This is a genomic window from Ruegeria sp. J8 (genome assembly GCF_056531925.1).
Map to the genome: position 1 here is coordinate 241,577 of NZ_JBQFMR010000001.1, position 25,489 is coordinate 267,065.

Sequence of the window (25,489 nt, forward strand, 5' to 3'; positions counted from 1 at the left end):
GCGCGATACATGGTTCGCATGAGATACAGGAGGCCCATATGTCGCTTAGACCCACGCTGGAGACCAGAAAAGCCATGCCAACGATGGAAGGCGCGGGCGTCAAATTGCACCGCGCATTCGGGTTTCAGGACCCGTCCGAATTAGACCCCTTCCTGCTCTTCGATGATTTCCGAAATGAACGTCCGCAGGACTACATGGCCGGTTTTCCATGGCACCCCCACCGCGGGATAGAGACGATCACTTATGTGCTGTCCGGCACGGTCGAGCATTCGGATTCTCTGGGCAACACCGGCACCTTGGGCGCGGGCGACGTACAATGGATGACCGCCGGGTCCGGCATTCTGCATCAGGAAATGCCCAAAGGAAACAGCTCTGGGCAGATGCACGGGTTTCAACTTTGGGGCAACCTGCCCTCAGCCCAGAAAATGACTTCACCGCGGTACCAGGATGTGGAAAGCAAAGAGATCCCCGAAATCACGGATGATGACGGCACCAAGGTTCGCGTCATTGTTGGTGAGTTCTGGGGCAAAACCGGCCCGGTAGACGGCATCGCCGCTGACCCGCAATATCTCGATATCCAGATCCCGGCGGGCGTGAAAAAGACCTTTCGCGTCGACACCTATCGCCGCGCTTTTGCCTATGTCTTTCAGGGACAGGCAGCCTTCGCCGATGCCTCGCAACCCACTGGCGTCTTGCTGGAAAAAGAGGTCTCAGGGCAAGAGGTCAATATCCGCGACATGTCCGGCGATCGCACATTGGTGCGGTTTGGAACCGGGGATGAGGTCACGGTTCAGGCCGGGCCGGATGGGGTCCGTTTCCTGCTGATCTCAGGTGCTCCGATCGACGAGCCGGTGGCGTGGCACGGACCCATCGTCATGAACACGCGCGCTGAACTGGAACAGGCCTTTCGAGAGCTGCAAAACGGCACCTTCATTCGCCCTGCGCACTGACCGAGCGTCGTACCATATCCCAATAGATCCGCTCGACCTCGTCCAGCGACAAACGCCCGCCCGCGCGATACCAGGTCATCACGCCATTCAGCATTGCAATCACGGCCAACGTGGCGATCTTGGTATCCGCGATGTCAAACTGCCCTGCCCGCTGACCGTCTTGCAGAATTGTCTCCAGCGAATCCTCATAGCTGCGGCGCAGAGCCTCAATCTCGGCAAAATTCTCGGGGGTCAGATTGCGCAGTTCCATATAGGCGATGAAGACCTCATCGGGGCGTTGCAGGTGAAACCGGATATGGAAGCCGACAAAGCGGCGCAGGGCCTCAATGGCATCACCTGCGGGATCCAGCGCGCCATAGGCTGTCAGAAGGTCCTGCATGTGGTCGGACATCAGCCTGTATAGAAGGCTCTGCTTGTCGGGTGTGTAGTTATACAGCGCACCGGCCTGCACACCGACTTCGGCCGCGATCTGGCGCATCGACACCGCTGCATAGCCGTGGCGAGCAAACAAAGCCAGCGCCGCCTTGCGAATGCGGGGGCCAGTGATATCGGAATGTGAACCTTGCGTGCGTGCCATAACTCAACAATATCTGAACAGATGTTCAGATAGAACCCCGCTTGAACCGCCGTCGCAAAAGAGGCATCACTGGAGCAGTACTGTTCGAAAGGGTTCTGAATGAAACCCCTGCCATTTCTGATCGCTGTGCTGGCTTGCGCAGCCTGTGCAAACTTCCCGGAATTGGAGGGAGAGGAACCTACCAACGTGAAAAAGGCACGCTATCCCAAGCTGATCGCGTTGCAGCAGAATCTGGGCCCGCCAGTCGACCCCGTCAGCGAAGCCGCCGAGGTCGAAGAAGAGCTGAACGCCCGCCGCGAAGCGCTGGAAAACAAGGCGGATCAACTGCAGAACGCAGAAATCAACTGAACGTCGTCAAAATCCCTTGTTGGCCTGGCTCGGGACGCATTGCACCCTCGCGCCGAACCCGCTAAGGCAGCGGAGAACGGGCAAGGCCCGACAGGCGATGAATTCGAGCGAAAGGAACCCACGGGATGACACAGGCGCTGCGGCTTGGAATTGCGGGCTTGGGAACGGTCGGCGTGGGTGTCGTCAAGATCGTGCGGCAACATGCGGATCTTCTACAGGCTCGCACCGGCCGTCCCATTGAAATCACCGCTGTTTCGGCACGCGACGCGTCCAAGGATCGCGGCTTGAACCTGTCGGGCTATGCCTGGGAAACCGACCCTGTCGCCTTGGCGCAGCGGGACGATATCGACGTCTATGTTGAACTGATGGGCGGTGAAAACGGCCCCGCCAAAGCCTCGGTCGAGGCGGCGCTGGCCAGCGGCAAAGACGTCGTAACCGCAAACAAAGCGCTGCTGGCGATCCACGGGCAAGAGCTGGCCGAAAAGGCCGAAGCCGCCGGGCGCGTGATCCGGTTCGAGGCCGCCGTTGCAGGCGGTATTCCCGTGATCAAATCCCTGACCGAAGGTCTTGCAGGCAATGAAATCACCCGCGTCATGGGCGTGATGAACGGCACCTGCAACTATATTCTGACCCGGATGCAATCGCAGGAGCTGGGCTATAACGCCCTGTTCGAAGAATGCGCCCAGCTGGGGTACCTCGAAGCTGATCCAAATCTGGATGTCGGCGGCATCGATGCAGCGCATAAACTGGCGCTGGTGTCGTCGATTGCCTTCGGCACCAAACCCAACTTCGACGGGATCGAGATTGAGGGCATTCAGCAGATCAGCCTCGATGACATCCACCAGGCCGACGATATGGGCTATCGCATCAAGCTGCTCGGCGTCGCACAGAAAACCGCGCGAGGGCTGGTCCAACGGATGCAACCCTGCCTTGTACCCAGCGGCTCGGCGCTGGGACAACTGGAAGGCGGCACCAACATGGTAGTGATCGAGGGCGATGCGGTCGAACAAGTCGTTCTGCGCGGCCCCGGCGCGGGCGAAGGCCCCACGGCAAGCGCCGTGATGGGCGATGTCTGTGATCTGGCGCGCGGGTTGCAAATCCCGACCTTTGGCCGGCCCGCGACCTCGTTGCAGGATGCGGCACCGGCGATCACCGGCCTGCCCGCCCCCTATTACCTGCGTCTTGCGCTGTTCGACAAACCCGGCGCGCTGGCGAAAGTGGCTGCCATTCTGGGCGATGCCGGTGTGTCGATCGACCGGATGCGCCAATATGGCCACTCGGACAGCACCGCGCCGGTCCTGATCGTAACGCATAAAACAACACGGGCCACGCTGGATGTGGCGCTGGACGGGTTCCGCGACACCGATGTGGTATCGGGCGAACCGGTCGCGCTGCGCATTGAAGAGGTTTGACCCTTGCGGCCTGCCTAGGCCGCAGGCTATGCCCAAGAAAACGCCTATACTGACCTGAGGATAGTGAAAATGAGTGCTGCCAAGATTGATTTCAACGACCGACTGCTGTCGCTGGGCCTGGCGCGGGTTGCGGAACAGGCTGCTCTGGCCTCTGCCTCGCTGGTGGGACGTGGTGACGAGAAGGCAGCCGATCAGGCAGCGGTCAACGCGATGCGCGAACAGTTGAACCTGCTAGATATCGCAGGCGTCGTGGTCATCGGCGAAGGCGAGCGGGACGAAGCGCCGATGCTTTATATCGGTGAAGAGGTCGGTACCGGTAATGGCCCCGGCGTGGACATCGCGCTGGACCCGCTGGAAGGCACCACCCTGACCGCCAAGGACATGCCCAATGCCCTGACCGTGATCGCCATGGGCCCGCGCGGCTCGATGCTGCATGCGCCCGACGTTTACATGGACAAGCTGGCCGTGGGTCCGGGCTATCCCGAAGGCGTCGTGAATCTGGACATGAGCCCGCGTGAACGGGTCGAGGCTCTGGCCAAAGCCAAGGGCTGCGCGCCCGCTGACATTACAGTTTGCATTCTGGAACGCCCCCGGCACGAGGCGATGATCGCCGAAGTACGCGAGACCGGAGCCTCGATCCGTCTGATCACCGATGGGGACGTGGCCGGTGTGATGCATTGCGCCGAAAGTGAAGAGACCGGCATCGACATGTATATGGGCCAAGGCGGCGCGCCCGAGGGTGTGCTGGCTGCAGCGGCCTTGAAATGCATGGGTGGTCAGATCTTTGGCCGCCTGCTGTTCCGCAACGATGACGAACGCGGCCGCGCGGCCAAGGCGGGCATCACCGATCTGGACCGTATCTACGCACGCGATGAGATGGTGACAGCCGACGTGATTTTCGCCGCAACCGGCGTGACCGGCGGGTCGCTGTTACCGCGCATTAAGCGCGAGCCGGGCTGGGTTGAGACGACAACGCTGTTGATGCGGTCGAAAACCGGGTCGGTGCGCCGTATGTCCTACCGCACGCCCATGTGGTCGCACGACACCTGATAGCGGCTTGCGCCGCCGCCTTCGGCGAGAGTATTTGTAAAAAGATGAAGAGGCCGGGTCCGAAAGGTATCCGGCCTTGGCATATCAGGGGCGGGTCATGAGCTTTCTTGGGGTTGAACAGTCTTTGTCCGGGCGGCGTTGGGTCGGCCCCTCGGCTGATGTAGAACGCGCGACCGAGATGCTGGTGCAACAGGCTGGGTTGCCGCGTGCTGTTTGCCAGGTGCTGGCGGTCCGTGGCGTTCCCGCGATGGAGGTTCCCGGTTTCCTGGAGCCCAAGCTTAAGGAACTGCTGCCCGATCCGCGTGACATGAAGGATATGGAGGTCGCAGCCACCCGGTTTCTGACGGCGGTGCGAGCCAAGCAGCGGATTGCTGTTTTTGCGGACTATGATGTGGACGGCGGCAGTTCTGCGGCGTTGCTTTTGGTCTGGCTGCGGCAGATGGGGTTGCAGGCGACGCTGTACGTGCCCGACCGGATTGATGAGGGCTATGGCCCCAATGTGCCCGCAATGGAGGAGCTGGCCGCCCGTCACGACCTGATCATCTGCGTCGATTGCGGCACGCTGAGCCATGAACCGATCGCGGCAGCCAAAGGCGCGGATGTAATCGTGCTGGATCACCATTTGGGCGGCGAGACCCTGCCCGAATGCGTGGCCGTGGTGAACCCGAACCGGCAGGATGAAAGCGGCGATCTGGGCTATCTGTGTGCGGCTGGCGTGGTGTTCTTAATGCTGGTCGAGGCCGGGCGGCAACTGCGTGAGGCCGGGGTTAAGGGACCGGACTTGATCTCGCTGCTGGATTTGGTGGCGCTGGCGACCGTGGCAGATGTCGCTCCTCTGATCGGGGCGAACCGCGCGCTGGTGCGTCAGGGGCTGAAGGTGATGGCACAGCGGCAGCGGCCCGGTCTGGTGGCCCTGTCGGACGTGGCGCGGATGGATTCGGCCCCCAACAGCTATCACCTTGGGTTCATGCTGGGACCGCGCGTGAACGCGGGCGGACGCATTGGCCAGGCCGATCTGGGAGCGCGGTTGCTCAGCACCGATTCGATGCACGAGGCCGAGGCCCTGTCGCAGCGCTTGGACGAACTGAATACCGAGCGCCGCGATATCGAAAACACCGTACGCGCAGCCGCCATGGAACAGGCCGAGGAGCGCGGGCTGGACGCGCCTTTGGTCTGGGCCGCCGGTGAGGGCTGGCATCCCGGCGTCGTTGGCATCGTTGCGTCGCGTCTGAAAGAGGCCGCGAACCGCCCAGCCATCGTGATCGGCTTTGACGGGGATGAAGGCAAGGGCTCGGGTCGCTCGGTTTCGGGCGTCGATCTGGGGGCTTCGATCCAGCGTCTGGCTGCCGAAGGGCTGCTGCTCAAAGGTGGCGGGCACAAGATGGCTGCAGGGCTAACCGTGATGCGCGATCAGCTGGAACCGGCGATGGCGCGGTTGTCGGAGCTATTGGCCAAACAGGGCGCGGGCGAAGGCGGCCCGGCGGACCTGAAACTGGACGGCACATTGATGCCGGGTGCCGCCACAGTGGACCTGATCGAACAGATCGAAAAAGCTGGCCCATTTGGCGCCAGCGCCCCTGCCCCACGCTATGCTCTGCCCGATCTGCAAGTGCGCTTTGCCAAACGCGTAGGCGAGTCACATCTGAAACTGTCCCTGTCCGATGGTGTGGGCAGCGGTCTGGACGCCATCGCGTTCGGTGCGTTCGACGGGCCAATCGGGGAAAAACTGTCCAACCACGGTGGCGCTCGGTTCCATTTTGCTGGGCGGCTCGAGGTTAATACGTGGGGCGGACGGCAATCCGTGCAGCTTCGGTTGGAGGACGCAGCTGAGGCAAATTAGGCCCGCGCCCGACCCCGCCAAAAAACTTGTCCCTCCCTGCATTTTTCGGCTTGCGGGGGGTGTAGGTAAACCGTAAAAGGCCCTCCACAAGCAAGCGTGGCCCGTTCGTCTATCGGTTAGGACGCCAGGTTTTCAACCTGGAAAGAGGGGTTCGATTCCCCTACGGGCTGCCACTTGTGCTTGTTCGGCTTAAATGGCCCGTTCGTCTATCGGTTAGGACGCCAGGTTTTCAACCTGGAAAGAGGGGTTCGATTCCCCTACGGGCTGCCATTTTCCCCCTCTTTTTCGCCGTGCAGTCCGCCGGTTTCGCTTTGGATGTCTGGGAATCGATTTCAACAACAAACCCGAACTCACAGTTGCGGCAAACCACCTCTCAGCCTTTTGTCTGTATTGTAACTGCGCTCGCAATAACTTGAAAAGTGTTTTTTTTCAGCGCATTATACGACGTCAATTTCATTTACTAAAAATTTAGTTTGACACATATGCAAAAAATCGCCGATGCTCCTCGCCATCCGGTTCGCGCCGGAAACCATAATCTTTGGGAGGAGACAGATGCGGAGACATCTACTTTCCGCCGTGGCGGCAGCAGCCGTCATTGCGGGGCACGGTACCGCTTGGGCCGACGAAGCCGCAGCAACACGTTGGATCGACGACGAATTCCAGCCATCGACCCTGTCGAAAGACGAACAGATGGGTGAGATGAAGTGGTTCATCGAAGCTGCACAACCCTATGCGGGCATGGAGATCAACGTCCTGTCCGAGGGCATCCCGACCCATTCCTATGAATCCGAGGTGCTGACCAAGGCATTCGAGGAGATCACCGGCATCAAGGTAAACCACCAGATCCTCGGTGAGGGCGAAGTGGTTCAGGCCGTGCAGACCCAGATGCAGACCGGCCGGAACCTGTATGACGGTTACGTCAATGACAGCGACCTGATCGGCACGCACTCGCGCCTGCAACTGGCCTATAACCTGACCGAACAGATGGCAGGTGACTGGGCGGCGACCACATCGCCGACATTGGATCTGGATGACTTCATGGGTATTCAGTTCACCACTGGCCCGGACGGTAACCTGTACCAGCTGCCCGACCAGCAGTTCGCGAACCTCTACTGGTTCCGCAAGGACTGGTTCGATGATGAGGCCAACAAGGCCGCGTTCAAAGAGAAGTATGGTTATGACCTGGGCGTTCCGGTCAACTGGTCAGCCTACGAAGACATCGCCGAGTTCTTCACCAACGACGTGAAAGAAGTCGATGGTGTGGCGATCTATGGCCACATGGATTACGGCAAACGTGCGCCTGACCTTGGGTGGCGTATGACTGACGCGTGGCTCTCGATGGCCGGCGCAGGCGACGTAGGTGAGCCGAACGGCGTTCCCGTCGACGAATGGGGCATCCGCATGGAAGCGGGCACCTGTAACCCAGTTGGTGCGTCCGTTTCGCGTGGTGGTGCTGCAAACGGCCCGGCTGCGGTTTACGCGATCCGCAAGTGGGATGAATGGCTGCGGAACTATGCGCCTCCGGGTGCGGCGTCCTATGACTTCTACCAGTCGCTGCCGGCGCTCAGCCAAGGCAACGTGGCCCAGCAGATCTTCTGGTACACCGCCTTTACCGCCGACATGGTCAAGCCGAAGTCCGAAGGCAACAACACCGTGGACGACGAAGGCACGCCGCTGTGGCGGATGGCGCCCAGCCCGCATGGCCCCTACTGGGAAGACGGCCAGAAGGTTGGCTATCAGGACGTGGGGTCGTGGACGTTCCTCAAATCGACCCCTTCGGATCGTGCTCAGGCCGCGTGGCTTTACGCTCAGTTCGTGACGTCTAAGACTGTCGATGTGAAGAAATCCCATGTGGGTCTGACCTTCATTCGCGACAGCTCGGTCAACCACGAGTCGTTCACTGAACGCGCACCCAAGCTGGGTGGTCTGGTCGAGTTCTACCGCTCGCCTGACCGTGTGGCATGGTCGCCGACCGGCATCAACGTTCCGGATTATCCGAAGCTGGCCCAGATCTGGTGGCAGCAGATCGGTGACGTGAACTCGGGCGCCTTCACCCCGCAAGAGGCGATGGACCGTCTGGCCGAGGAAATGGACATCACCATGGCCCGTATGCAGGCCGCGGATGAGGCAGCCAACGTCTATGGCGGCTGTGGTCCGCGCCTGAACGAGCCGCAGGACCCTGCCTTCTGGCTGGAGAAAGCCGGTTCGCCCAAGGCCAAGTTGGAAAACGAAAAGCCGCAGGGCCAGACCGTCAACTATGACGAACTGGTTGCGCGCTGGCAGGCCAACTAAGCCAATGCAACCGGGGGTGCCGTGCGCGGCATCCCCACCCCACGACCAGTGCGCCGCACTGAAGGACCGGAACCCACGGACATGATCGAACTTCAAGACGCCACCAAGCGGGTTGGCAATGTTATCCATATCAAGCCAACCAACCTGACGCTGCAGACCGGCCATTTCAATGTGCTGCTGGGCGCGACGGGATCAGGTAAGACCTCTCTGATCAAGATGATGGCCGGGCTGGATCCGATGGCCTCGGGCAAAGTGCTGATGGATGGGCAGGACGTGACCCGGCTGAACACGCAAAAGCGGCAGATTAGCCTAGTGCACCAGTTTTTTGTGAACTACCCGCATATGACTGTTTTCGACAATATCGCATCACCCCTGCGCGTGGCGGGCATGGCGCAATCAGAGATCGAAGGCCGCGTGGAAGAGGCCGCTGACTTGCTGCAATTGCGCCCCATGCTGCACCGCCGCCCGCATGAGCTGTCGGGTGGTCAGCAACAGCGTACAGCTCTCGCCCGCGCGATTGCCAAGGAAAGCCGCGCGGTATTTCTGGACGAGCCGCTGGCCAACCTCGACTACAAACTGCGCGAAGAATTGCGCGAACAACTGCCCGACCTGTTCGCAGGGCGCGGCGCCGTGGTGGTCTATGCCACCTCGGAACCCGAAGAGGCGCTGCTGCTGGGTGGCTACACCGCATTGATGGAGGATGGTCGCGTCACGCAGTTCGGCCCGACAGCAGATATCTATCGCAATCCCGAAAACATCGCCGCCGCGCGTGTGTTCTCGGACCCACCGATCAACGTGGCCCACATCACCGTGTCCGGCGCTCAAGCGCAACTGGCAGGTGGCGGAGGCTGGGCCGTCTCGGATATGGCCGATGGAGACTACATGGTCGCCGTGCGCCCGCACCGGGTGACGCCGTTCCGCACATCGGATGCGGATGTTGAACTGACCGGCCGGGTCATTGTGACCGAGCTGTCGGGATCAGATTCCAGCGCGCATTTCCGCCATGGATCGGATGATTGGGTTTCCCTGGCGGCTGGCGTGCATCCCTACCAAGTCGGCGAGGATCACAGTTTCTACTTGAACCCGGCGCATTGCCGGTATTTCGGCCAAGACGGCAAAAGGGTGGCCTGACATGGCACAGATCAAACTTTCCAATCTGCGACACAGCTATATGCCCGCGCCGAAAGGCCCCGAAGATTATGCGCTGAAGGAAATCGACGTCACATGGCGCGATGGCGGGGCCTATGCGCTGCTGGGGCCGTCGGGCTGCGGCAAGTCCACCTTGCTGAACATCATCTCGGGCCTTCTGACCCCGTCCGAAGGGCAAATCTTATTCGATGATCGGGATGTGACCGCCCTGCCCCCCGATCAGCGCAACATTGCGCAGGTGTTCCAGTTCCCGGTGATCTACGACACGATGACTGTGGGCGAAAACCTGGCTTTTCCGCTGAAAAACCGGGGGGTTGACCCGGCAACGATCAAACGCCGGGTCGATGAGATCGCCGAAATGCTGGATGTCACGGATATGCTGAGCACCCGCGCCAGCGGCCTCAGCCCGGACAACAAGCAGAAAATCTCGATGGGGCGTGGACTGGTCCGCGATGACGTGAATGCAGTGATGTTTGACGAACCGCTGACCGTGATCGACCCGCATCTGAAATGGAAACTGCGGTCCAAGCTGAAAGAGCTGCACCAGCGGGTCAAAGCCACGATGATCTACGTGACCCATGACCAGACCGAGGCCCTGACCTTCGCCGACGAAGTCGTGGTGATGCAGGAAGGCGAAGTGGTGCAGATCGGCACACCGGTTGAACTGTTCGAGCGCCCTCAGCACACATTTGTGGGTCACTTCATCGGCTCCCCCGGCATGAATGTCCTACCCTGCGAAGCCAAAGGTGACCGCGCGGTTTTCGAAGGCCACGAGGTCATGCTGGAAGGCCCCACCCATGGCGACGGAGGCCGCACCGACCTGGGTATCCGCCCCGAATATGTGGGCTTTGGCGATACCGGCATCCCGGCGCATGTGACCAAGGTTTCCGACATCGGCCGCCACTATGTGGTCAGCGCCATGGTTGGAAATACCGCCCTGAAAGCCGTAACCGAACACAGTGTGCCCGAGCCAGGCTCGCAGGTCTTCCTGCAATTCAAACCTGAACAATCCCGCGTCTACCGCGACGGCTGGATCGCAACCGAGGAACGCAGCTGATGAGAACGGAAAACCAAAAAGCGTGGTTCTTTGTCCTGCCGGTACTCGCGCTGGTCGCATTCAACGCGCTGGTGCCGATGATGACGGTGGTCAACTACTCGGTGCAGGAAACCTTTGGCAACAACCAGTTCTTCTGGGAAGGTCTTGGCTGGTTCGAGCAAATTTTGCGTTCAGATCGGTTCCAAGCGGCCCTCGGTCGGCAGTTCCTCTTTACCTTCCTGATCCTGCTGATCGAGGTGCCTCTGGGCATTATTGTAGCCCTATCGATGCCCCGCAAAGGGTTCTGGGTGCCCGTCTGTCTGGTCCTGATGGCCCTGCCGATGCTGATCCCGTGGAACGTAGTCGGCTCGATGTGGAACATCTTTACCCTGCCCAAGATCGGCCTGCTGGGCTACTTCCTGAATGATGTTCTGGGCATCAACTATGACATGACGCAACAGCCTCTGTCGGCTTGGATCACGGTCGTCGTCATGGATGTCTGGCACTGGACGTCGCTGGTGGTGCTGCTGTGCTATGCGGGCCTCGTTTCGATCCCGGATGCCTACTACCAAGCGGCCAAGATCGACGGTGCCAGCCCGTGGTCGGTGTTCCGCTATATCCAGCTGCCCAAGATGAAAACCGTTCTGACCATCGCCGTTCTGCTGCGCTTTATGGACAGTTTCAACATCTACACAGAACCCTTCGTTCTGACCGGAGGCGGCCCTGGCAACTCAACCACCTTGCTGTCGATCGACCTTGTGAAGATCGCGCTGGGACAGTTCGACCTTGGCCCTGCAGCCGCGATGAGCCTGATATATTTCGCCATCACGCTGCTGGTCAGCTGGGTCTTCTACACTCTGATGACAAAGGATGACGCGCAATGAAGAAGCGGTCTCTTATCCCGATCCTCTATATCGCGTTCCTGATGCTGCCGATCTATTGGCTGGTGGCGATGTCCTTCAAGACAACGAACGAAATCCTGTCGGGCTTTTCCCTATTCCCCCAGACTTTTACGCTGGAAAATTACATCACCATCTTCACCGATCCGACATGGTATTGGGGTTATATCAACTCGATCATCTACGTAACACTGAACACGGTGCTGTCGGTCTGTGTGGCCCTGCCTGCGGCCTATGCGTTCTCGCGCTATCGGTTTCTGGGCGACAAGCAGCTGTTCTTCTGGCTGTTGACCAACCGGATGGCCCCGGCGGCGGTGTTCGCGCTGCCCTTCTTTCAGCTGTATTCTTCCATCGGGCTGTTTGACACGCATCTCGCCGTGGCGCTGGCGCATACGCTGTTCAACGTGCCGCTGGCGGTGTGGATTCTGGAAGGCTTCATGCGCGGCATCCCAAAGGAACTGGATGAAACCGCCTATGTCGACGGCTATTCCTTCCCGCGCTTCTTCGTGACGATTTTCCTACCCAACATCAAGGCGGGCGTCGGCGTGGCGGCGTTCTTCTGCTTCATGTTCTCGTGGGTCGAGATGCTTCTGGCCAAAACCCTTACGGCGGTTGAGGCCAAGCCCATCGCCGCCGTGATGACTCGTACTGCATCCAGCGCGGGGTATGAATTGGGCCTGCTGGCAGCCGCCGGAACACTGACCATCATTCCCGGCGCCATCGTCATCTGGTTTGTCCGCAACTACATCGCGCGTGGTTTCGCGATGGGCCGTGTGTGAGGTTCGATATGCGTAAACTTCTTCTCACCCTCCCCTTTCTACCCTCGATGGCGGCTGCCCAGCAGGCCGGTTGGGGCAGCGTCGGCCAGCAGGAGGAAAAAGGGTTTTCCTGGACCGATCCCTTGTGGCCCGATTTCTGGATGGCTTGGACCCCCGCAACGCTGGCGCTGTTCGTCGGTATCTTTTCGGCCATCGCCCTGATCGGCGTGCTGGAGGGGTTCAAGTTCCGCGACGGGATCGAACGGCGCGGCGTTCTGGGCCTGACCACTACGCTAGGGGATCGACTGTTCATCACCCTATTGGGATCGGCCTATATCTTCCTTGCTTGGCTGGGATTGGTTGGCCAGCCCGTCTGGGCACCGCTTTTCCTGTCGATCGGCTGGGGATTCTTCGTCTTCTGGAAAGTTTGAGCTTTGCGAAACAGCGAAAGGATGCTTGTCTGTCAGGCATACTAAAAAATGCGACACGAAAGACCGATGCGAAAGAAAAAGACAACAAACCTTCTGACCGAGGTAGAGCTGGAGTTCATGAATGAGCTCTGGGCACTTGGTCAGGGCTCGGTCCGTGACGTGCTTGATCGTCTGCCTCCAGAACGCAATCTGGCCTATACCTCCGGCGCAACCATCCTGCGGATTCTCGACGAGAAAGGCTTCGTCGAAAGCCGCAAGGACGGCAAGACGCTGATCTATACGCCGCTGCTGGAGAAAGACAAATATCAGGCACGGTCGTTGCAGAACCTCTCGCGTACATTGTTCGATGACACGCCTGCCTCGCTGGTGGCGCGTCTGGTAGACGATGCGGGCCTGAGCGAAGCCGATCTGGAGGAAATTCGAGCACTGGTAGAAAGGAGACTGCACAATGACGGCGGTTAAACCGGTTCTCGACGCGTATCTGGAATGGAATATCGTACTGGCCCTCGCGGCACTGGTGTGGCTGGTCGTGCGGGCCATTATGGGTCGGACGCGGCTGCAATATGGCTTTGTTGCGCAGCTTCAGGCGCTCAAGGCCCTGTGCCTTTGCGTCGTTCTTAGCCCTGTTCTGGCCATTGGGGCATTTGCACTCACCTCAGCCCATGGCACCGTTGCTTTGGGGGACATCGCTGTTGCCGCCTATCTGCGCGGCGACATCGCCATGCCCGCAACCCAATTTGAGGCGCTTTTGAACACACGCGAACGCTGGGTCGAAGTATTTGTTTCCGGTGCATACCCGGTTCTGTCCGCGATCTTCGGTCTGGTGATCGTGATGGCCGCGGCCTATGCCGTGCGCGTCCTGCGCGATGGGCTGGCGATCCGTGAAACGATCCAGACCAGCTTTTTGTGGCGGCATTCGGCCAAGGTCGATATACGCCTCTCCGACCGGATCGCCGTGCCCTTTGCCGTGCGCGGCCTTCGTCGCCGCCATGTTGTCCTGCCCAGCCATCTGCTGGACACGCCGCGCGAATTGCGCTTTGCGCTGGCGCATGAGCTTCAGCACGTGCGTGCGGGCGATGTGGAGTGGGAGCTAGGGTTCGAAATTTTACGCCCATTGCTGTTCTGGAACCCCGCCTATCTGGTGCTGAAATATCAGTTCGACCGTCTGCGCGAGCTGGCCTGCGACCAATCCGTGGTTGCCCGCCGCGGGATCAACGCGCGCGATTATACCGCTTGCCTGCTGGACTATTGCGCCCGCACGGTGCGCAAGGGCAGCCCTCGGGTTCTGAATGTCGCGCTGGTCACGGGAGGCAAAGCAAAGCGCGTGTTGCGCCAACGCGTGATGGCGCTGGCCGAGGCTCCCTCGGTCCGCTCTGGCACTCCGGTGCTGTTTCTGGGCCTGACGCTGGTCTTTGCAACCGTGCTGGGTTTTGGTGCCGCCTCCGTGCAACAGACCGAGGATTGGAGCCACGACCGATTGATGCTGTCGACAGTAGTTAACCTTGAACGGCTCGAGGCTCGCAACAGCGGCAACTGATCCCGCCTACCAACCACGCCGCCCAAACAGCGCGTGAAGTCGGTTCTGCCCGGCAAACGGGTCCGGCTTTTGCGGCGTGCTGAGCTTTGACACAACGCGGCGCACCATCACCCAGCAGACAACCGCAAAGACAACGCCCCCCAGCGCCTGCCCCATCAGGACACCGGGCGCGCCTGCAAGGATGCCTCCGACCACGGCAAACGGCCAAGTACCCAACGTATGCCGCCCCCAATTGACCCATGTGGAATAGATGGGATGGCCCAGATTGTTAAAGCTGGCATTGGCAACAAAGATTACCCCGTTGAAGAAAGACGCCAGCGCCAGAGGACCGCAGAACAGATAGATCAGCGCCCGCGTTTCCCCCTGCGCCAGAAACAGATCCGCAATTGGGCCTCGAAGGGCAAACAAGACAGCGGCCATCAGCAGAACGTAGATGGCGGTGAATTTGACCCCGGCCAGAAACGTCTCTTTCACCCGATCATACTGCCCCGCACCATAGTTCTGGCCAACGATGGGACCGATCGCGCCAGACAGGGCAAACACAACCGAAAACGCCACCGGCATCAGCCGTGCGATAACCGCCATGCCGGCTACGGCATCGGTTCCGAACTGTGCCACCTCACGGATGACAATGGCGTTGCCGACGGGCGTGGCTATGTTGGTTAAGACGGCTGGTACAGCTATGGCACGCACCGGGCGTACATCCTGAACCACTTGCTTAAGCGAAGGCCGCGCGAACCCTCGATGCACCTTTATAGCAGGTCGCATCACCGCTATCAGCATACAGACCCGCGCGATGACCGAGGCTATCGCCGCCCCGTCCAGCCCAAGCCCAACCGCAAAGATCAGGATCGGATCCAGCACCGCGTTAACCAGCCCGCCGAAAATCGTCGCCTGCATGGAACGGCGCGCATCCCCATGGGCCCGCAAGACCGCCATCCCGGCCATAGCCAAAGCCATCACCCACATGGTCGGAAGAATGATCCGGCTATAGCGTGCCGCCAGATGCAGAACCTCTCCCTCGGCCCCTAACAGCGACAACAGTGTGTTTAGGTTCAGCAGCACAAGCGCGGACAGGATCATGCCCGAGATCGCACCCAGAACGGCAACGCTGGTTCCGAACCGCCTTGCTTGATCGGGCCGCCCTGCCCCAAGCTCGCGCGCGACCAGCGCGCCTGCGGCGATAGACAGGCCGACATTGACCGAGTTGGTAAAGAACAGCAGCGTCCCGGCATAGCCAACCGCCGCCGCCAACGCGTCGTTCCCCAGCATCGAGATGAACACCATATCGACGAAGTCGACAGCGAAGATCGCCATCAGACCGATACTGGTGGTCAACGACATGCGCGTGACATGGCGCATCAGGCTGCCCGACAGAAAGACTGCCTGCCCCGAGCTTTGAGATGTCATGAACGCCCCCCTTGTGCGGGGCTAACCTGCCAGTGGAATACAGGGGGCTTCAACCCCAAAACCCCGTCAGGCAGAAGGCCCAAGCAAATGATCCGCCAGCCGCAGGGACAGTTGTACAATAGTAAACGTGGGGTTGGCGTGGCCGCAGGTCGCAAACACACCTGACCCCGCAACATAGAGGTTCGCGGCCCCATGCACCTTACAGTTGGCATCGACCACGCCAGTCTTGGGCGTCTCGGACATGCGCGCGCCGCCCATATGGTGGCTGCCATAGTCCAACGGCAGGTTTTCGAATGCATCGCGGTTCCACAAGGCGGGGTCCATCCGCATCCGGCCCAGCCCGTTTCGGATAAGGAACTTGGCCACTTCAATGGTTGATCCGCGCAGGGTCTCGATATCTTCGGGCATCAGCCGCAGGTCCAGCCCGACCGTATTCAGATCAAACCGATCCCGCTGGTCGGTCAGAACAACCCGGCTGGCAGGGTTCGGGCGCTGTTCAGCCGTGACCTGAGAATTGCTGGTAAAAAAGTAATCCTCGTCGAATTTCAAACCGTTGATAAAGCCCGTGTCCCCCAGCTCTTCGGGCGGCAGTTTTCTGCGTCTTAGTCGCCGCATCCGCACGGCTGAGTTGGTCCAGCCGTTTTTCAGCATCTGGTCCTGGCTGGGACTCAACACAAGCTCGGGGCGGGAGCGCCGCGTCAGGCGTTCGAATTCCCATGTCGGGGAATGAGAATAAAGACGCCGTGTGATGAAGTATGTTTCATGGTCGATTACCGGATGCTCCATGAAACAGCGACCAACCATGTCGTTCTGATTGCCGAACCTGTTGTTTTGCCGGGCGTTCAGATGCAGCAACATACGGCTGTTTTCCAAGCCGCCCATGGCCAGCACAAAGCGTCCGGCAGCCACCGCCCCCTCGCCATCACCATAGTTACGGATCTGCGCCTGCGTGATTTGGCCGGTCTCACCATCGACGTCGAACCCTACCACATTGGCATTCAAGACAAGGTCGATGTTCGGCTCATCCTCCAATTGCCCCTGATAGAATGGACCGAAGCGTACCGGGTCCGTGTTGCCGATATCATAAAACGCCCGGTCAGAGCTGAACCTCTGCTCAACAACATCCAGCGTGCCGCTGTCGTCAACCGGTTTGCGGAAGCCGCCCGAGAACTGCCCTGTTTGCAAAAGTTTAGCTGTTTCCGCCTGATACGGGGCCAGATCCTCGTACCGAATGGGCCAGCCGCTGAGGGGTACGTCCGGGCGCGGCAGAAAGTCGGACCGGTCCAGCAAAAGACATTGCCCGCCCCAATGACCGGTCGTCCCCCCAAGCGCGCGCAGCCGGGGCGCAGACAGAGGGTAATATTCCAGGCCCAGATTTTCGCCCTCATAGAGGTCCTGCGAGTCGGGCGTGACCTCACGGTCTCCGGCCTCTAGAAGAACCACTCGACGGCCCGCCTGTGCCAGTTTCAGCGCAAGCGCGATACCAGCCGGCCCCGCGCCTACGATGCAGCAGTCATAGGGCCCCTCTAACGCCGGGATTTCAGCGCGCGCATCCAGGATCATGACAACCCGTCCACATCCAGGTCGCTCGCATCCAACAGCCAGCCATCAGCAAAAACCACTTTCGTATCGGAAATGGGAGGCAGCGGATTATCCCGCGACTTCAAAATTGCAATCCTGGCAACCGGTGGGACAATGACCACCGCAGCAACAGCCCCAAGAAGATGACGTCTTTTCAAAGCAAATTTCAACGAACACACCAAACAAACAACAACAATTCCGGCAAGGCGACTGCATTGCCGTCTCTTTAACTTTATTGACAAGGGCCTGATTATTGCAAACCATAAAGTGATTGTCTTGCCCCGCCGCAATTCTCGCGTGATCTGGTCGGGTCGGACGTAAGCCTGTAATTTGGTCAACAGGTGAAGATTAATAAGGTTAATGAGTTCTGATGCGCCTATTGTCTCTTGAACAAGCCAGCGCCCGCGATTGGGATGTGGTGATCGCAGGCAGCAGCTTTTCCGCGATGTTTTTCGCCCACGGCTTGCCCGATCATCTTAACATCCTGTTTGTCGAAAAAGGGCAGGACTATTCTCATGCAGACCAGATCGCACATGGGTGGGCCGTCCGTGAAAAGATCGAGCAACGCAACAGCTCGGGCGCACCCAAGGAATGGGTTGCATTCACCTTGTTTGGCGGGAATTCGAACTATTGGTGGGGCAACACTCCGCGTCTGCATCCCGATGATTTCATCCTGAAAAGCAAGTTTGGTATCGGCGAAGATTGGCCCATAACCTACGATGATCTTGAACCTTTCTGGGTTCAGGCCGAAGAGATGATTGAAGTCTGCGGTGGGCAATCCGATCACATCCTGCCGCGCAGTGCGCCGTTTCCGTATCCGCCCCACGCGCCATCTCGCTCTGACATAGCTTTGCGTGAAGACAGCCCGCTATGGGTGCCCTTGCCAAGCGCGACCTCGAACGGAGGCTCGCGAGCGCGGTGTTGTGCAAACGGTGTCTGCCGCATCTGCCCAGTGGACGCGAAATTTACAATTCTGAACGGGTTCGAGCGGCTGGAACATCCCGGCGCGCACTACCTGTTGGGCACCGAAGTACGCACGGTGGATATCGAAGGCGGTCAGGCCCGCGCAGTACAGGTCAAGACTGCTGACGGGGCTGAGGCGCGCTTGCGCGGCAACACAATTGCGCTGGGAACAAACGGGATATTCAACGCTGCCATTTTGCTGAGATCAGGAATAAAAAACAAAGCTCTGGGTGCGTACCTTCATGAACAAGGTGAGGTTGATATCATTCTGGACACCGCAAATATTAAAGCCTTCTACGGCGGTGCGTCCGAAACCGGGCATGGGTATCATTTCTACCATGACATTGACCGATCAGAGGCCGGCGCTGTTCTGATCGAAACCGTTAACGCCCCGGTCTCGATCCGGCGAGAACAGGGCAAATGGGCCAACCGACTGCATCTCCGGTTAACCGTCGATGATATTCCAATGGCAGAGAACAGGGTCCTGCTGGAGGACGACGAACCCGTCATCGAATGGGTCGGGTACACCGACTATGCGATGCGCGGTCTGCGACGGGCGATTGACGGCTTGCCGGACATCATCCCCGATACGGTCGAGGCCCTGATAGTGGACGAAAAAATTCGCACACAGGCACATATTCAAGGCACGCACCGCATGGGTCCCTCGGCCGAGTCATCGGTGGTTGACGATCGGTTGCGCCTGCATGGGGTTCCAAACCTGTTCGTACTGGGCTCGGGCGCTTTCCCGACCTGCTCGCCTGCCAACCCATCCCTGACCATTTCCGCCCTATCCCTCAGAGCATCGGAGGTTGTCACATGAGCTGGTCGCGCCGTCGCGTTCTTGCCTTGGGGGTTGGTGCCTTTGGCGCAGGTGTTGCCTACCGGCTGATCAAGGGGCACGGCATTGCCGGTCACGCGCTTGACGTCATCAACCGGATCTATGGCCCCCAGATCGCGCGACAGGATGCGGCCACTGAGTTCGCCTATGCTTACGAAGAATTCGTTCTAGAGAAAGGGATCGAAGGGAAGGCTCTGGATTTGGGATATTGGAGCGGGCTGCACCGATTGCCCTATGCAAAAGACGTCCTCGGCAAGATCGACGACAGCGTCATCGACAAATTTGCAACTTCGACTAATGTCATCCGTGCAGCAGAGGACGGACTACCGCTGGAATTTGTCGCCTTGTTCGAACCCTATCACACCCCCTGCCTGAACCAATTGGGGGCGTTTGCAGTGTCGTGATTTGCGGTTTACCCGGATATCTCTCACATTTGAATGACCGCTATTTTCTAAGTCATGAAAGGCCGTTGGGATGCGCCTGCGAGCAGTTTTGATCTGTGCGTTTTCAGTATTGTGTGCGCCCCTCGGGACATGGGCCGCGACGCCATTGCTTTGGTCTGAATTGCCCGACCCATCCGTACAGGATTTTCACGACCCGTTTCGCGCACTCAGCCCGGAACAGTTCGATGATCTTGTTTACGTCCTGCGTTTGCGCAGCCGCTTGCAACAGGCTGTAGGCACCGCCGAGGAACGGCAGATGTGGCAACAAAATCTGTTTGAAACCGAAGATGCTCTTGCCGCTGAAAAAATCGACATCGACCGATTGTTGAGTCAGCGCGACAATGTGATCGCGCAGCGCGCGAAAGCCGGTTCCCAAGGCAATCCCGATCTTGAGGGTAAAGCCGCCACAATTCAAGGCTATGCTATCCCGGCTCCTCAAGCTCCTAACGGTGCTTCAATCATATACCTTGTACCGAGGCCAGGCATGTGCAGCCATTTACCGCCGCCGCCTCCGAACCAGATGATCCGCGTCGAACTGGAGACGGATTGGATGCCCGAATACATTCACCAAAGTGTAGAGGTCACTGGCCGGCTGACGATTTCCCCGAGCAACACTCAATTTATTGTCGTGGATGGACCTGTCGCAATGCGTGCCACGTTTCTTCTATCTGATGCCATTGTCACCCAGGCTGACGTTGCAGACAGCGCGACCCAGACTTTCAAGGACCGTCTGCGTGCCGCATCCCGCAACAAAACGGGTGGCGCGGTTTTGTCGAATGAAAACTAAATTCATCGCCTGCTCGACCTACGTGACGAGATGAAGCGGCACGCAGGTCGGGCTACTATCTTTCGTTGAAAGCACGGCCCAAAGTCGTCTGGACAGGTCTCAACATATAGGACAACAGCGTTTGCTCCCCTGTCGTCATCTCGGCCACAACCGTCATCCCGGCCTGAAGTGTCCTTTCATAAGGTCCACGTCCCACATTGCCTTCAGCCAAAACAAAGGATGCGCGAAAATAGGTCTCGCCGGTCCTCTCATCGGTAAGCGGCATGGGGTAGACAGTTTGCAATCGCCCTTGGATCTTTCCGAACCTGCGCACATCGAATGTGTCAACGCTGACGGACACTGGCTGACTGGTATCCACATGACCGATATCCGCGTTTGGAATGCGTGCCTCAACCAATAGCGCGTCATGTGTTGGCGACAATTCGAACAGCACCTCACCCGGCGCAATGACCTCTCCCGGATTGGGATAGGCAGCAGCTTGAACGACTCCGCGGGCCGGAGCCACGATGGCCAGGCTCGCGATCTGAGCTCCCACTATCTTGAGAGCGGCAATAAGCTCTGCCCTTTCCTGATCCAGATCAGAAAGTTTCGTCAATACCTCTTCGCGCAGAGCCAGAGTTTCCTCTGCCATAGACGCGCGGGCCAAATTCAACGCATTTTCAGCCTGGGCCAACCGAACCCGCGCGTCCGATGCCGCAATTCGAACCGCTTCAACCTCATCTTCCTCTTCAAGATAGTCGCTCAGGGTTTTCAATCCACGTGCCCTAAGCTGTGCATATCTTGCCAGAAGATCTTGTTTTCTTTCGACCCGTGCTGCTGACAGTTCGGCTGCATCTTGCAAAATTCGCAGCGTCCCCTCTTGCTGCTGGATCGATACCTGCTGGATCGTCTGGCTTTCGGAATACAGATCCAGCCTAGCCGCGGCATTGGTCAGGCCTCTACTCCTTATTTCATCAAGCGCGCGGTCACTTGGCAAAGTCTCGCTGTCTAGCATGGACAAAACGGTTTTGGCATTTTCGGTCTGACGAATAATTGCTGAAAGCTGACCCGTCATAATGTCCTGCTCACGCGAAAGGTCTGGATGGTCCAATTCCACCAAAAGTTGGCCCGCCTCGACCGTTTGGCCATTGCGCACATGAACGGCACTGACCACGCCTCCGTGCAGAGTTTCGATCTGAGCATAGTCCCCGAACGGCAAGATTGTCCCCGGGGCCCGCGTGATTTGAGGAACGTTGGTTTGCCCCGCCAGAACTAGTATCACGCCCAGAAAGCCCGAGATCGTCAGCGCCAAAAACGCGGCCACCATTGGAGGTCGCATCCGACGACGATTTATTAAACGTGCCGTGGGACCGGAGGTCGAATTTTGTTGTGTCTGCTCTCTCATTTTATTTTTCCATTGCCTGTAAAATGGCCTTCAACTTTCTGCGCCCGACCTCTCCGGTGTCATGCAAAACCACGCGCTCTCCGTTTAGAAACACAAAGCGATCTGCGATCGAAAGGAAGGACCGGTCCGCAGTTGCGATCACAACGGTACTCCGCCTCTTTTGCTGTCGCACCCACTCCTTGAAGGCAGCACGGCGCTGATCTGACAAACCATTGGTCGGTTCCGAAAACAGATAAACCGATGAAGGGCGCGCCATGCTACGCGAAAGGGTCAGAGCCTTGAGGGTTTCATCTGGCAACTGCGCCAGGTGAGCGTCGGTCAGACGAGTTTCAAGACCATCTGGCAACAACTCCTGGTCCTGCGACAATCCCATCTGCGACAAGGCCGTTTCGATTTGGCAATCACTCAGTGACACAGACGCCAATCGAAAATTCTGTGCGATCGTGCCGTAGAACAGCTTTTTTTCAAAGGTCGCGTAAGTAACCGAAGTGCGCAGTTCGTCCCTGGCGATTTGCCGCAAGTCAACGTCATCATAAGATACAGTGCCCGCCAAAGGCGTAGCCAACCCGTCCATCAGGTCTAAGACCGCCGTTCGCACGGCTGCATCACTGCTCATGATTAAGGTGACTTCACCGGGATCACAGCTCAAACTCGCCTGCGACAGAAGCGGTGCATTCAGCGGATCTGGGCGAAAAGTGACGGCAGAAAACTGGATCGCGCCCTGAATGTCTTTGCGATGAGAATGCTCCAACCCCAGTTCAAGCTCTTCTGGCAATGAAAGCACCCGATCAGCCTGATTGCGGCTGTGACTGAAAATCAGGATTTGAGCCCAGCAACTACACAATGTCTGTACCGGGGCAAGAATTTTTGACACCAGAGCAATCACAGCGATTAAAGCGCCAAAACTGAGATCGCCATTCACCGCTGCATAAGCGCTGAGAATAATGGCCCCCACAGTGGCCAACGCTGTCATCGATTGGGACAAGGACTGCGTGAATGCCTGAAACACACGTGCACGCCGCGTTGCATCCTCTGCCGCTTCGGACAAAGACAAGCTGCGATCCAGCCATCTCTGTTGCAGTCCCAAGTCGCTCATCATGCGCTGGTGCAATATCGCCTGCTGCATTGCAGATTGACTTTTTGCAGCCGCATCTGAGGCTGCACTGTCCAGTCGCCGCTGTTCGGGGATGGTAACGAAACCGAGTATCACCAAAATAACAACAAGCCCAAGCGTCAACAATCCGACCTGAGGGGCAAGAAAAGTCAGGACGGCAAAGAAAATTAAAACGAAAGGCAAATCGAGCAAGCTGGTCATGATCTGGCCTGTGAACACGTCTCGCAGGGCTTCGAATTGCCTGAAACGAGAGAGCTGTTGGCTGATATCCGACTTCTGCAACTGCTGCAGGGGCAGCGACATCAGTTTGTGAAACAACGCAATCATGAGTTGGTGTTCGCCGCGCGCGCCGATATACGCCAATGCCCGTGTTCGCGCGTGTCGGAAACACATATCCGAGAGGCCGATAACCAAGACCGCAACAACCAATGACGTAAGCATTGCCACCGAACCCGATGGGATAACCTTGTCATAAATCGCCATGATCAAAAGTGGCGCAGCCAAGCCCAATAGATTGATGAGGAATGACGCAAGAAAAAGCCAAGGCAACATCGGCCTAAAGACTCGGAATGCCATACGAACAGTTTGCGGCGTACCATCCTCTTCGCGCCAAGCCTTCGATTCAATTCGGATGACCAAACACTTACGACGTTTTGGTGAGTGGTCTTTCGCGCCAGCCACCCGCAAAGACAAGCCGTTACGCCCCAAGGCGACGTACCACGGCCCGGTTTCGGGAATAACCAAAGCAGGGCAATCCGCGTCCACAATGGTGTCTTCCCGGCATCGAGTTTTGGTATAAGAAATTTTCAGCGTGTCGAGCACATCCAGAATGTCATCCTGATCTAGCCTTTCTGATTGATGTGGGAGTGCTTCCAGCAACGTGTTTAGGCTGCTTCGGCACCCTTGGTTGTAAAGCAGAGCGTCCAGCAGGCCGGTTGCTTTTTCTACTTCAAGCGTCGTCATGCGGCCCCCTTTTGCATGGCCTCTGATGTCAGCCTTTCAAGATCCGTATCCGCGACCCACGCTGCCATGTCGCGTGACTTGGTTGCATTTAGCCTGACGACCTGTGGCGCAAATTGCTTAAAACGCGGGTCGGGCGATGCCACTATAAGCGTCGGTCGCACTTCTAACTTAGCCAGATAATCTGCCAGCGCCTGTCGCTCAGCCGTATCAAGCACAGCGGTCGGCTCGTTCATTAGCAGGATGTGAGGCTGTAGAGCCAGTGCGCGCACCAATGCGATCAATTGCCGGTTCACCGGGTCGCGTTCGAACGCCGACCCAATTGTCATTGGGGTGTTGTACCCAAGCGGAAGGCGAAAAATCCGGCGTTCCAACCCCAATGCAGCGGCAACCGTCTTGGCGTTTTCGATCCGTTCGTGATCACCAAACGCACTTAGGTTTTCCAGCAAGGTACCTGAAAGGATAACCGGTTCGCTCTCCAGCGCGACCAACGCGTTTTCGCCGCGAAAGGCAACTCGTTTTTTGGCATCCACTTTGTCGAAAAGAATGCTTCCCTGATCCAGGTCGCACTGTCCCGTTAGCGCATCAAAAAGGGCGTCGACCATCCAGCTTTCCTCGGCTTCGATCAAAACGCCTCTATCGGCGCTGGCTGAAAAACTGACCGTTGAAAATGACGCACCGTTTCCATGCAAACGCCTGACCGAGACGTCCGAGGCCGTAACAACACCCGATAGCTTCCCGTCGCCAGACGTCGCGACCAGATGCGTTTCAAGCTCATTCATCTCTTTCAATCTGGACCAGGCGACAGTGATATTTTCAGCCTGGACCCACATTGCCATCAATTTGGTCAGCGGCTGCACGATCCGCCCATTCAGAAGCATACAGGCCGCCATTTCCGAGATACCAATCTGATTTCGGATCGCCAGATAAGCGCCCAACAAGCCCATTGCGGCCACCGATACCTGAGCAAAAACGGTGCCAAAACTCTGTGCGAAGCCGGCGAAACGTATCATTCGGCCGCTGATGTCGACTGTCTGATCCTCAAGCATCTCAAATCGCCGCGACATTTGCGGCTCCATCCGGTTAGCCTTGATTGTCTTCATGTTCGACAAAAGCTCGGACAAAAAGGCGTATCTGCGGGTGTCCAGCGTCTTACGCTGTCGGAACAAGTTCCATTGAGCACGTTTCATTACGGCCGCAAAAATCAGGACGATGCCAAAAGCACCCAATGGAACCAGAACGAGCCAGCCGCCAATCAATCCGATCAAGATTGCAAACATGAGCGTAAACGGCAGATCAATCGAAAGCGTTTGCCCTTGCCCCGCATAATGATCCCGAAGTTGCGCAATCGCAGCGTAGCGCTCGGCATAACTGCTGGGTGGCTCTTTGGCGAAGGTCAGGGTATTTGCCGTCAGAACCTGTCTCATAAAAAGGCTGTAGTTGGCGCGCGCCGCATCCTCTGCGGCGGTCGACAATAGAATGGATCGGCAATGTCGCAAAACAAGCTCAAACCCCGCACTGAACAGCAGAACGCCGGTCAGAACGTGCAGAGTTTCCATGGATTGGAATGGAATGATCCGGTCGAAAATCAACAGGATTGAGATCGGCATCAAAAGTGACAATACGTTCAAAGACAGGGAAGCCACCCAAACCGGAACACCCAACCGTGGCGTCAGTTTTCGTCCGATAAATTCGCTCGGTCCCATCCTATTGCTCACCCAGTTGCCTCG

The 25,489-nt window shown here is 58.3% G+C and carries 23 protein-coding genes and 2 tRNA genes; 18 read left to right on the forward strand and 7 right to left on the reverse strand.

Translation table 11 applies throughout. The annotated features are described in order from the left end of the window. Positions 1-38 precede the first annotated feature (38 nt). Positions 39-950 (forward strand): pirin family protein, encoded by a 912-nt coding sequence (locus ACR0L1_RS01190; RefSeq protein ID WP_170788415.1) that lies wholly within the window; start codon positions 39-41, stop codon positions 948-950. Here ACR0L1_RS01190 and ACR0L1_RS01195 read toward each other — a convergent pair. After that, positions 931-1,527 (reverse strand): TetR/AcrR family transcriptional regulator, encoded by a 597-nt coding sequence (locus tag ACR0L1_RS01195; RefSeq protein ID WP_480503069.1) that lies wholly within the window; start codon positions 1,525-1,527, stop codon positions 931-933. The genes ACR0L1_RS01190 and ACR0L1_RS01195 overlap by 20 nt on opposite strands. Before the next feature lie 99 nt (positions 1,528-1,626). On the opposite strand from ACR0L1_RS01195, the gene ACR0L1_RS01200 reads away from it, so the two are divergent. From ACR0L1_RS01200 to ACR0L1_RS01265, 14 genes are all read left to right on the forward strand, one after another. Continuing rightward, entirely contained in the window at positions 1,627-1,875 is a 249-nt protein-coding gene (locus ACR0L1_RS01200; RefSeq protein WP_170769332.1) for a hypothetical protein, read from the forward strand. Between the two features lie 125 nt (positions 1,876-2,000). Further along, the gene (locus ACR0L1_RS01205; RefSeq protein WP_480856726.1) at positions 2,001-3,287 is read left to right on the forward strand and encodes a homoserine dehydrogenase; all 1,287 of its coding nucleotides are present in this window, start codon (positions 2,001-2,003) and stop codon (positions 3,285-3,287) included. Between the two features lie 69 nt (positions 3,288-3,356). Next, positions 3,357-4,337: a class II fructose-bisphosphatase gene (gene glpX / locus ACR0L1_RS01210; RefSeq protein ID WP_480503072.1), complete on the forward strand. Its 981-nt coding sequence runs from the start codon at positions 3,357-3,359 to the stop codon at positions 4,335-4,337. A 97-nt stretch (positions 4,338-4,434) separates the two neighbouring features. Continuing rightward, positions 4,435-6,177, forward strand: a complete 1,743-nt coding sequence (gene recJ, locus ACR0L1_RS01215; protein WP_480503073.1) for a single-stranded-DNA-specific exonuclease RecJ — start codon at positions 4,435-4,437, stop codon at positions 6,175-6,177. 98 nt (positions 6,178-6,275) lie between these two features. Continuing rightward, a tRNA-Glu gene (locus tag ACR0L1_RS01220) sits at positions 6,276-6,350 on the forward strand. Between the two features lie 22 nt (positions 6,351-6,372). Further along, a tRNA-Glu gene (locus ACR0L1_RS01225) sits at positions 6,373-6,447 on the forward strand. 282 nt (positions 6,448-6,729) lie between these two features. Further along, on the forward strand, positions 6,730-8,469 hold the full coding sequence (locus ACR0L1_RS01230; RefSeq protein ID WP_480503074.1) for an ABC transporter substrate-binding protein: 1,740 nt from the start codon (positions 6,730-6,732) through the stop codon (positions 8,467-8,469). A gap of 81 nt (positions 8,470-8,550) precedes the next feature. Continuing rightward, entirely contained in the window at positions 8,551-9,600 is a 1,050-nt protein-coding gene (locus tag ACR0L1_RS01235) for an ABC transporter ATP-binding protein (RefSeq protein WP_480503075.1), read from the forward strand. A gap of 1 nt (position 9,601) precedes the next feature. Then, on the forward strand, positions 9,602-10,675 hold the full coding sequence (locus ACR0L1_RS01240) for an ABC transporter ATP-binding protein (protein ID WP_480503077.1): 1,074 nt from the start codon (positions 9,602-9,604) through the stop codon (positions 10,673-10,675). After that, positions 10,675-11,538 (forward strand): carbohydrate ABC transporter permease, encoded by an 864-nt coding sequence (locus ACR0L1_RS01245; protein ID WP_085807799.1) that lies wholly within the window; start codon positions 10,675-10,677, stop codon positions 11,536-11,538. The genes ACR0L1_RS01240 and ACR0L1_RS01245 overlap by 1 nt, the downstream gene beginning before the upstream one ends. Then, complete coding sequence (locus tag ACR0L1_RS01250) at positions 11,535-12,332, forward strand: carbohydrate ABC transporter permease (RefSeq protein ID WP_085807800.1); 798 nt, start codon at positions 11,535-11,537, stop codon at positions 12,330-12,332. The genes ACR0L1_RS01245 and ACR0L1_RS01250 overlap by 4 nt, the downstream gene beginning before the upstream one ends. Before the next feature lie 8 nt (positions 12,333-12,340). Then, a complete protein-coding gene (locus tag ACR0L1_RS01255) occupies positions 12,341-12,742 on the forward strand; it encodes a DUF2160 domain-containing protein (RefSeq protein ID WP_170769323.1) in 402 nt (133 codons plus the stop codon). A gap of 66 nt (positions 12,743-12,808) precedes the next feature. Next, a complete protein-coding gene (locus ACR0L1_RS01260) occupies positions 12,809-13,204 on the forward strand; it encodes a BlaI/MecI/CopY family transcriptional regulator (protein ID WP_170769322.1) in 396 nt (131 codons plus the stop codon). Continuing rightward, positions 13,191-14,279: a M56 family metallopeptidase gene (locus ACR0L1_RS01265; protein WP_170784292.1), complete on the forward strand. Its 1,089-nt coding sequence runs from the start codon at positions 13,191-13,193 to the stop codon at positions 14,277-14,279. Before ACR0L1_RS01260 ends, ACR0L1_RS01265 begins: the two co-directional genes overlap by 14 nt. 6 nt (positions 14,280-14,285) lie before the next feature. Here ACR0L1_RS01265 and ACR0L1_RS01270 read toward each other — a convergent pair whose 3' ends face one another. The 3 genes from ACR0L1_RS01270 to ACR0L1_RS01280 all read right to left on the reverse strand — a co-directional run bounded on the left by ACR0L1_RS01270 (position 14,286) and on the right by ACR0L1_RS01280 (position 17,440). Beyond that, entirely contained in the window at positions 14,286-15,689 is a 1,404-nt protein-coding gene (locus tag ACR0L1_RS01270) for an MATE family efflux transporter (protein WP_480856731.1), read from the reverse strand. A gap of 66 nt (positions 15,690-15,755) precedes the next feature. Beyond that, positions 15,756-17,252 carry a GMC oxidoreductase gene (locus tag ACR0L1_RS01275; RefSeq protein ID WP_480856733.1) on the reverse strand — a complete coding sequence of 499 codons (1,497 nt, stop codon included), beginning with the start codon at positions 17,250-17,252 and terminating at the stop codon, positions 15,756-15,758. Beyond that, positions 17,249-17,440 carry a hypothetical protein gene (locus tag ACR0L1_RS01280; RefSeq protein WP_480856735.1) on the reverse strand — a complete coding sequence of 64 codons (192 nt, stop codon included), beginning with the start codon at positions 17,438-17,440 and terminating at the stop codon, positions 17,249-17,251. Before ACR0L1_RS01280 ends, ACR0L1_RS01275 begins: the two co-directional genes overlap by 4 nt. 200 nt (positions 17,441-17,640) lie before the next feature. Here ACR0L1_RS01280 and ACR0L1_RS01285 point away from each other — a divergent pair, with 200 nt between their 5' ends. From ACR0L1_RS01285 to ACR0L1_RS01295, 3 genes are all read left to right on the forward strand, one after another. Continuing rightward, positions 17,641-19,053, forward strand: a complete 1,413-nt coding sequence (locus tag ACR0L1_RS01285; RefSeq protein ID WP_480856737.1) for a GMC oxidoreductase — start codon at positions 17,641-17,643, stop codon at positions 19,051-19,053. Further along, a complete protein-coding gene (locus ACR0L1_RS01290; protein ID WP_170769317.1) occupies positions 19,050-19,475 on the forward strand; it encodes a hypothetical protein in 426 nt (141 codons plus the stop codon). Before ACR0L1_RS01285 ends, ACR0L1_RS01290 begins: the two co-directional genes overlap by 4 nt. Before the next feature lie 295 nt (positions 19,476-19,770). Beyond that, positions 19,771-20,301 carry a DUF3299 domain-containing protein gene (locus tag ACR0L1_RS01295; RefSeq protein ID WP_480549583.1) on the forward strand — a complete coding sequence of 177 codons (531 nt, stop codon included), beginning with the start codon at positions 19,771-19,773 and terminating at the stop codon, positions 20,299-20,301. A 55-nt stretch (positions 20,302-20,356) separates the two neighbouring features. On the opposite strand, the gene ACR0L1_RS01300 is transcribed toward ACR0L1_RS01295, so the two are convergent. The 3 genes from ACR0L1_RS01300 to ACR0L1_RS01310 form a co-directional block, all read right to left on the reverse strand. Next, entirely contained in the window at positions 20,357-21,607 is a 1,251-nt protein-coding gene (locus ACR0L1_RS01300; RefSeq protein ID WP_480856739.1) for an HlyD family type I secretion periplasmic adaptor subunit, read from the reverse strand. Between the two features lie 79 nt (positions 21,608-21,686). Then, complete coding sequence (locus tag ACR0L1_RS01305; RefSeq protein ID WP_480856741.1) at positions 21,687-23,762, reverse strand: ABC transporter transmembrane domain-containing protein; 2,076 nt, start codon at positions 23,760-23,762, stop codon at positions 21,687-21,689. Beyond that, on the reverse strand, positions 23,759-25,465 hold the full coding sequence (locus ACR0L1_RS01310; RefSeq protein WP_480856743.1) for an ABC transporter transmembrane domain-containing protein: 1,707 nt from the start codon (positions 25,463-25,465) through the stop codon (positions 23,759-23,761). The genes ACR0L1_RS01305 and ACR0L1_RS01310 overlap by 4 nt, the downstream gene beginning before the upstream one ends. Positions 25,466-25,489 lie beyond the last annotated feature (24 nt).

Excerpts from the sequence above, each read along its gene's own strand:
- ACR0L1_RS01240 (WP_480503077.1), top strand. The coding sequence starts at position 9,602 with ATGGCACAGATCAAACTTTCCAATCTGCGACACAGCTATATGCCCGCG.
- ACR0L1_RS01310 (WP_480856743.1), bottom strand. The coding sequence starts at position 25,465 with ATGGGACCGAGCGAATTTATCGGACGAAAACTGACGCCACGGTTGGGT.
- ACR0L1_RS01270 (WP_480856731.1), bottom strand. The coding sequence starts at position 15,689 with ATGACATCTCAAAGCTCGGGGCAGGCAGTCTTTCTGTCGGGCAGCCTG.
- ACR0L1_RS01290 (WP_170769317.1), top strand. The coding sequence starts at position 19,050 with ATGAGCTGGTCGCGCCGTCGCGTTCTTGCCTTGGGGGTTGGTGCCTTT.
- ACR0L1_RS01285 (WP_480856737.1), top strand. The coding sequence starts at position 17,641 with ATGCGCCTATTGTCTCTTGAACAAGCCAGCGCCCGCGATTGGGATGTG.
- ACR0L1_RS01190 (WP_170788415.1), top strand. The coding sequence starts at position 39 with ATGTCGCTTAGACCCACGCTGGAGACCAGAAAAGCCATGCCAACGATG.
- ACR0L1_RS01255 (WP_170769323.1), top strand. The coding sequence starts at position 12,341 with ATGCGTAAACTTCTTCTCACCCTCCCCTTTCTACCCTCGATGGCGGCT.
- ACR0L1_RS01265 (WP_170784292.1), top strand. The coding sequence starts at position 13,191 with ATGACGGCGGTTAAACCGGTTCTCGACGCGTATCTGGAATGGAATATC.
- ACR0L1_RS01305 (WP_480856741.1), bottom strand. The coding sequence starts at position 23,762 with ATGACGACGCTTGAAGTAGAAAAAGCAACCGGCCTGCTGGACGCTCTG.
- ACR0L1_RS01260 (WP_170769322.1), top strand. The coding sequence starts at position 12,809 with ATGCGAAAGAAAAAGACAACAAACCTTCTGACCGAGGTAGAGCTGGAG.
- ACR0L1_RS01245 (WP_085807799.1), top strand. The coding sequence starts at position 10,675 with ATGAGAACGGAAAACCAAAAAGCGTGGTTCTTTGTCCTGCCGGTACTC.
- ACR0L1_RS01300 (WP_480856739.1), bottom strand. The coding sequence starts at position 21,607 with ATGGTGGCCGCGTTTTTGGCGCTGACGATCTCGGGCTTTCTGGGCGTG.
- ACR0L1_RS01200 (WP_170769332.1), top strand. The coding sequence starts at position 1,627 with ATGAAACCCCTGCCATTTCTGATCGCTGTGCTGGCTTGCGCAGCCTGT.
- ACR0L1_RS01230 (WP_480503074.1), top strand. The coding sequence starts at position 6,730 with ATGCGGAGACATCTACTTTCCGCCGTGGCGGCAGCAGCCGTCATTGCG.
- ACR0L1_RS01250 (WP_085807800.1), top strand. The coding sequence starts at position 11,535 with ATGAAGAAGCGGTCTCTTATCCCGATCCTCTATATCGCGTTCCTGATG.
- recJ (WP_480503073.1), top strand. The coding sequence starts at position 4,435 with ATGAGCTTTCTTGGGGTTGAACAGTCTTTGTCCGGGCGGCGTTGGGTC.
- ACR0L1_RS01235 (WP_480503075.1), top strand. The coding sequence starts at position 8,551 with ATGATCGAACTTCAAGACGCCACCAAGCGGGTTGGCAATGTTATCCAT.
- glpX (WP_480503072.1), top strand. The coding sequence starts at position 3,357 with ATGAGTGCTGCCAAGATTGATTTCAACGACCGACTGCTGTCGCTGGGC.
- ACR0L1_RS01205 (WP_480856726.1), top strand. The coding sequence starts at position 2,001 with ATGACACAGGCGCTGCGGCTTGGAATTGCGGGCTTGGGAACGGTCGGC.
- ACR0L1_RS01295 (WP_480549583.1), top strand. The coding sequence starts at position 19,771 with ATGTGGCAACAAAATCTGTTTGAAACCGAAGATGCTCTTGCCGCTGAA.
- ACR0L1_RS01195 (WP_480503069.1), bottom strand. The coding sequence starts at position 1,527 with ATGGCACGCACGCAAGGTTCACATTCCGATATCACTGGCCCCCGCATT.
- ACR0L1_RS01275 (WP_480856733.1), bottom strand. The coding sequence starts at position 17,252 with ATGATCCTGGATGCGCGCGCTGAAATCCCGGCGTTAGAGGGGCCCTAT.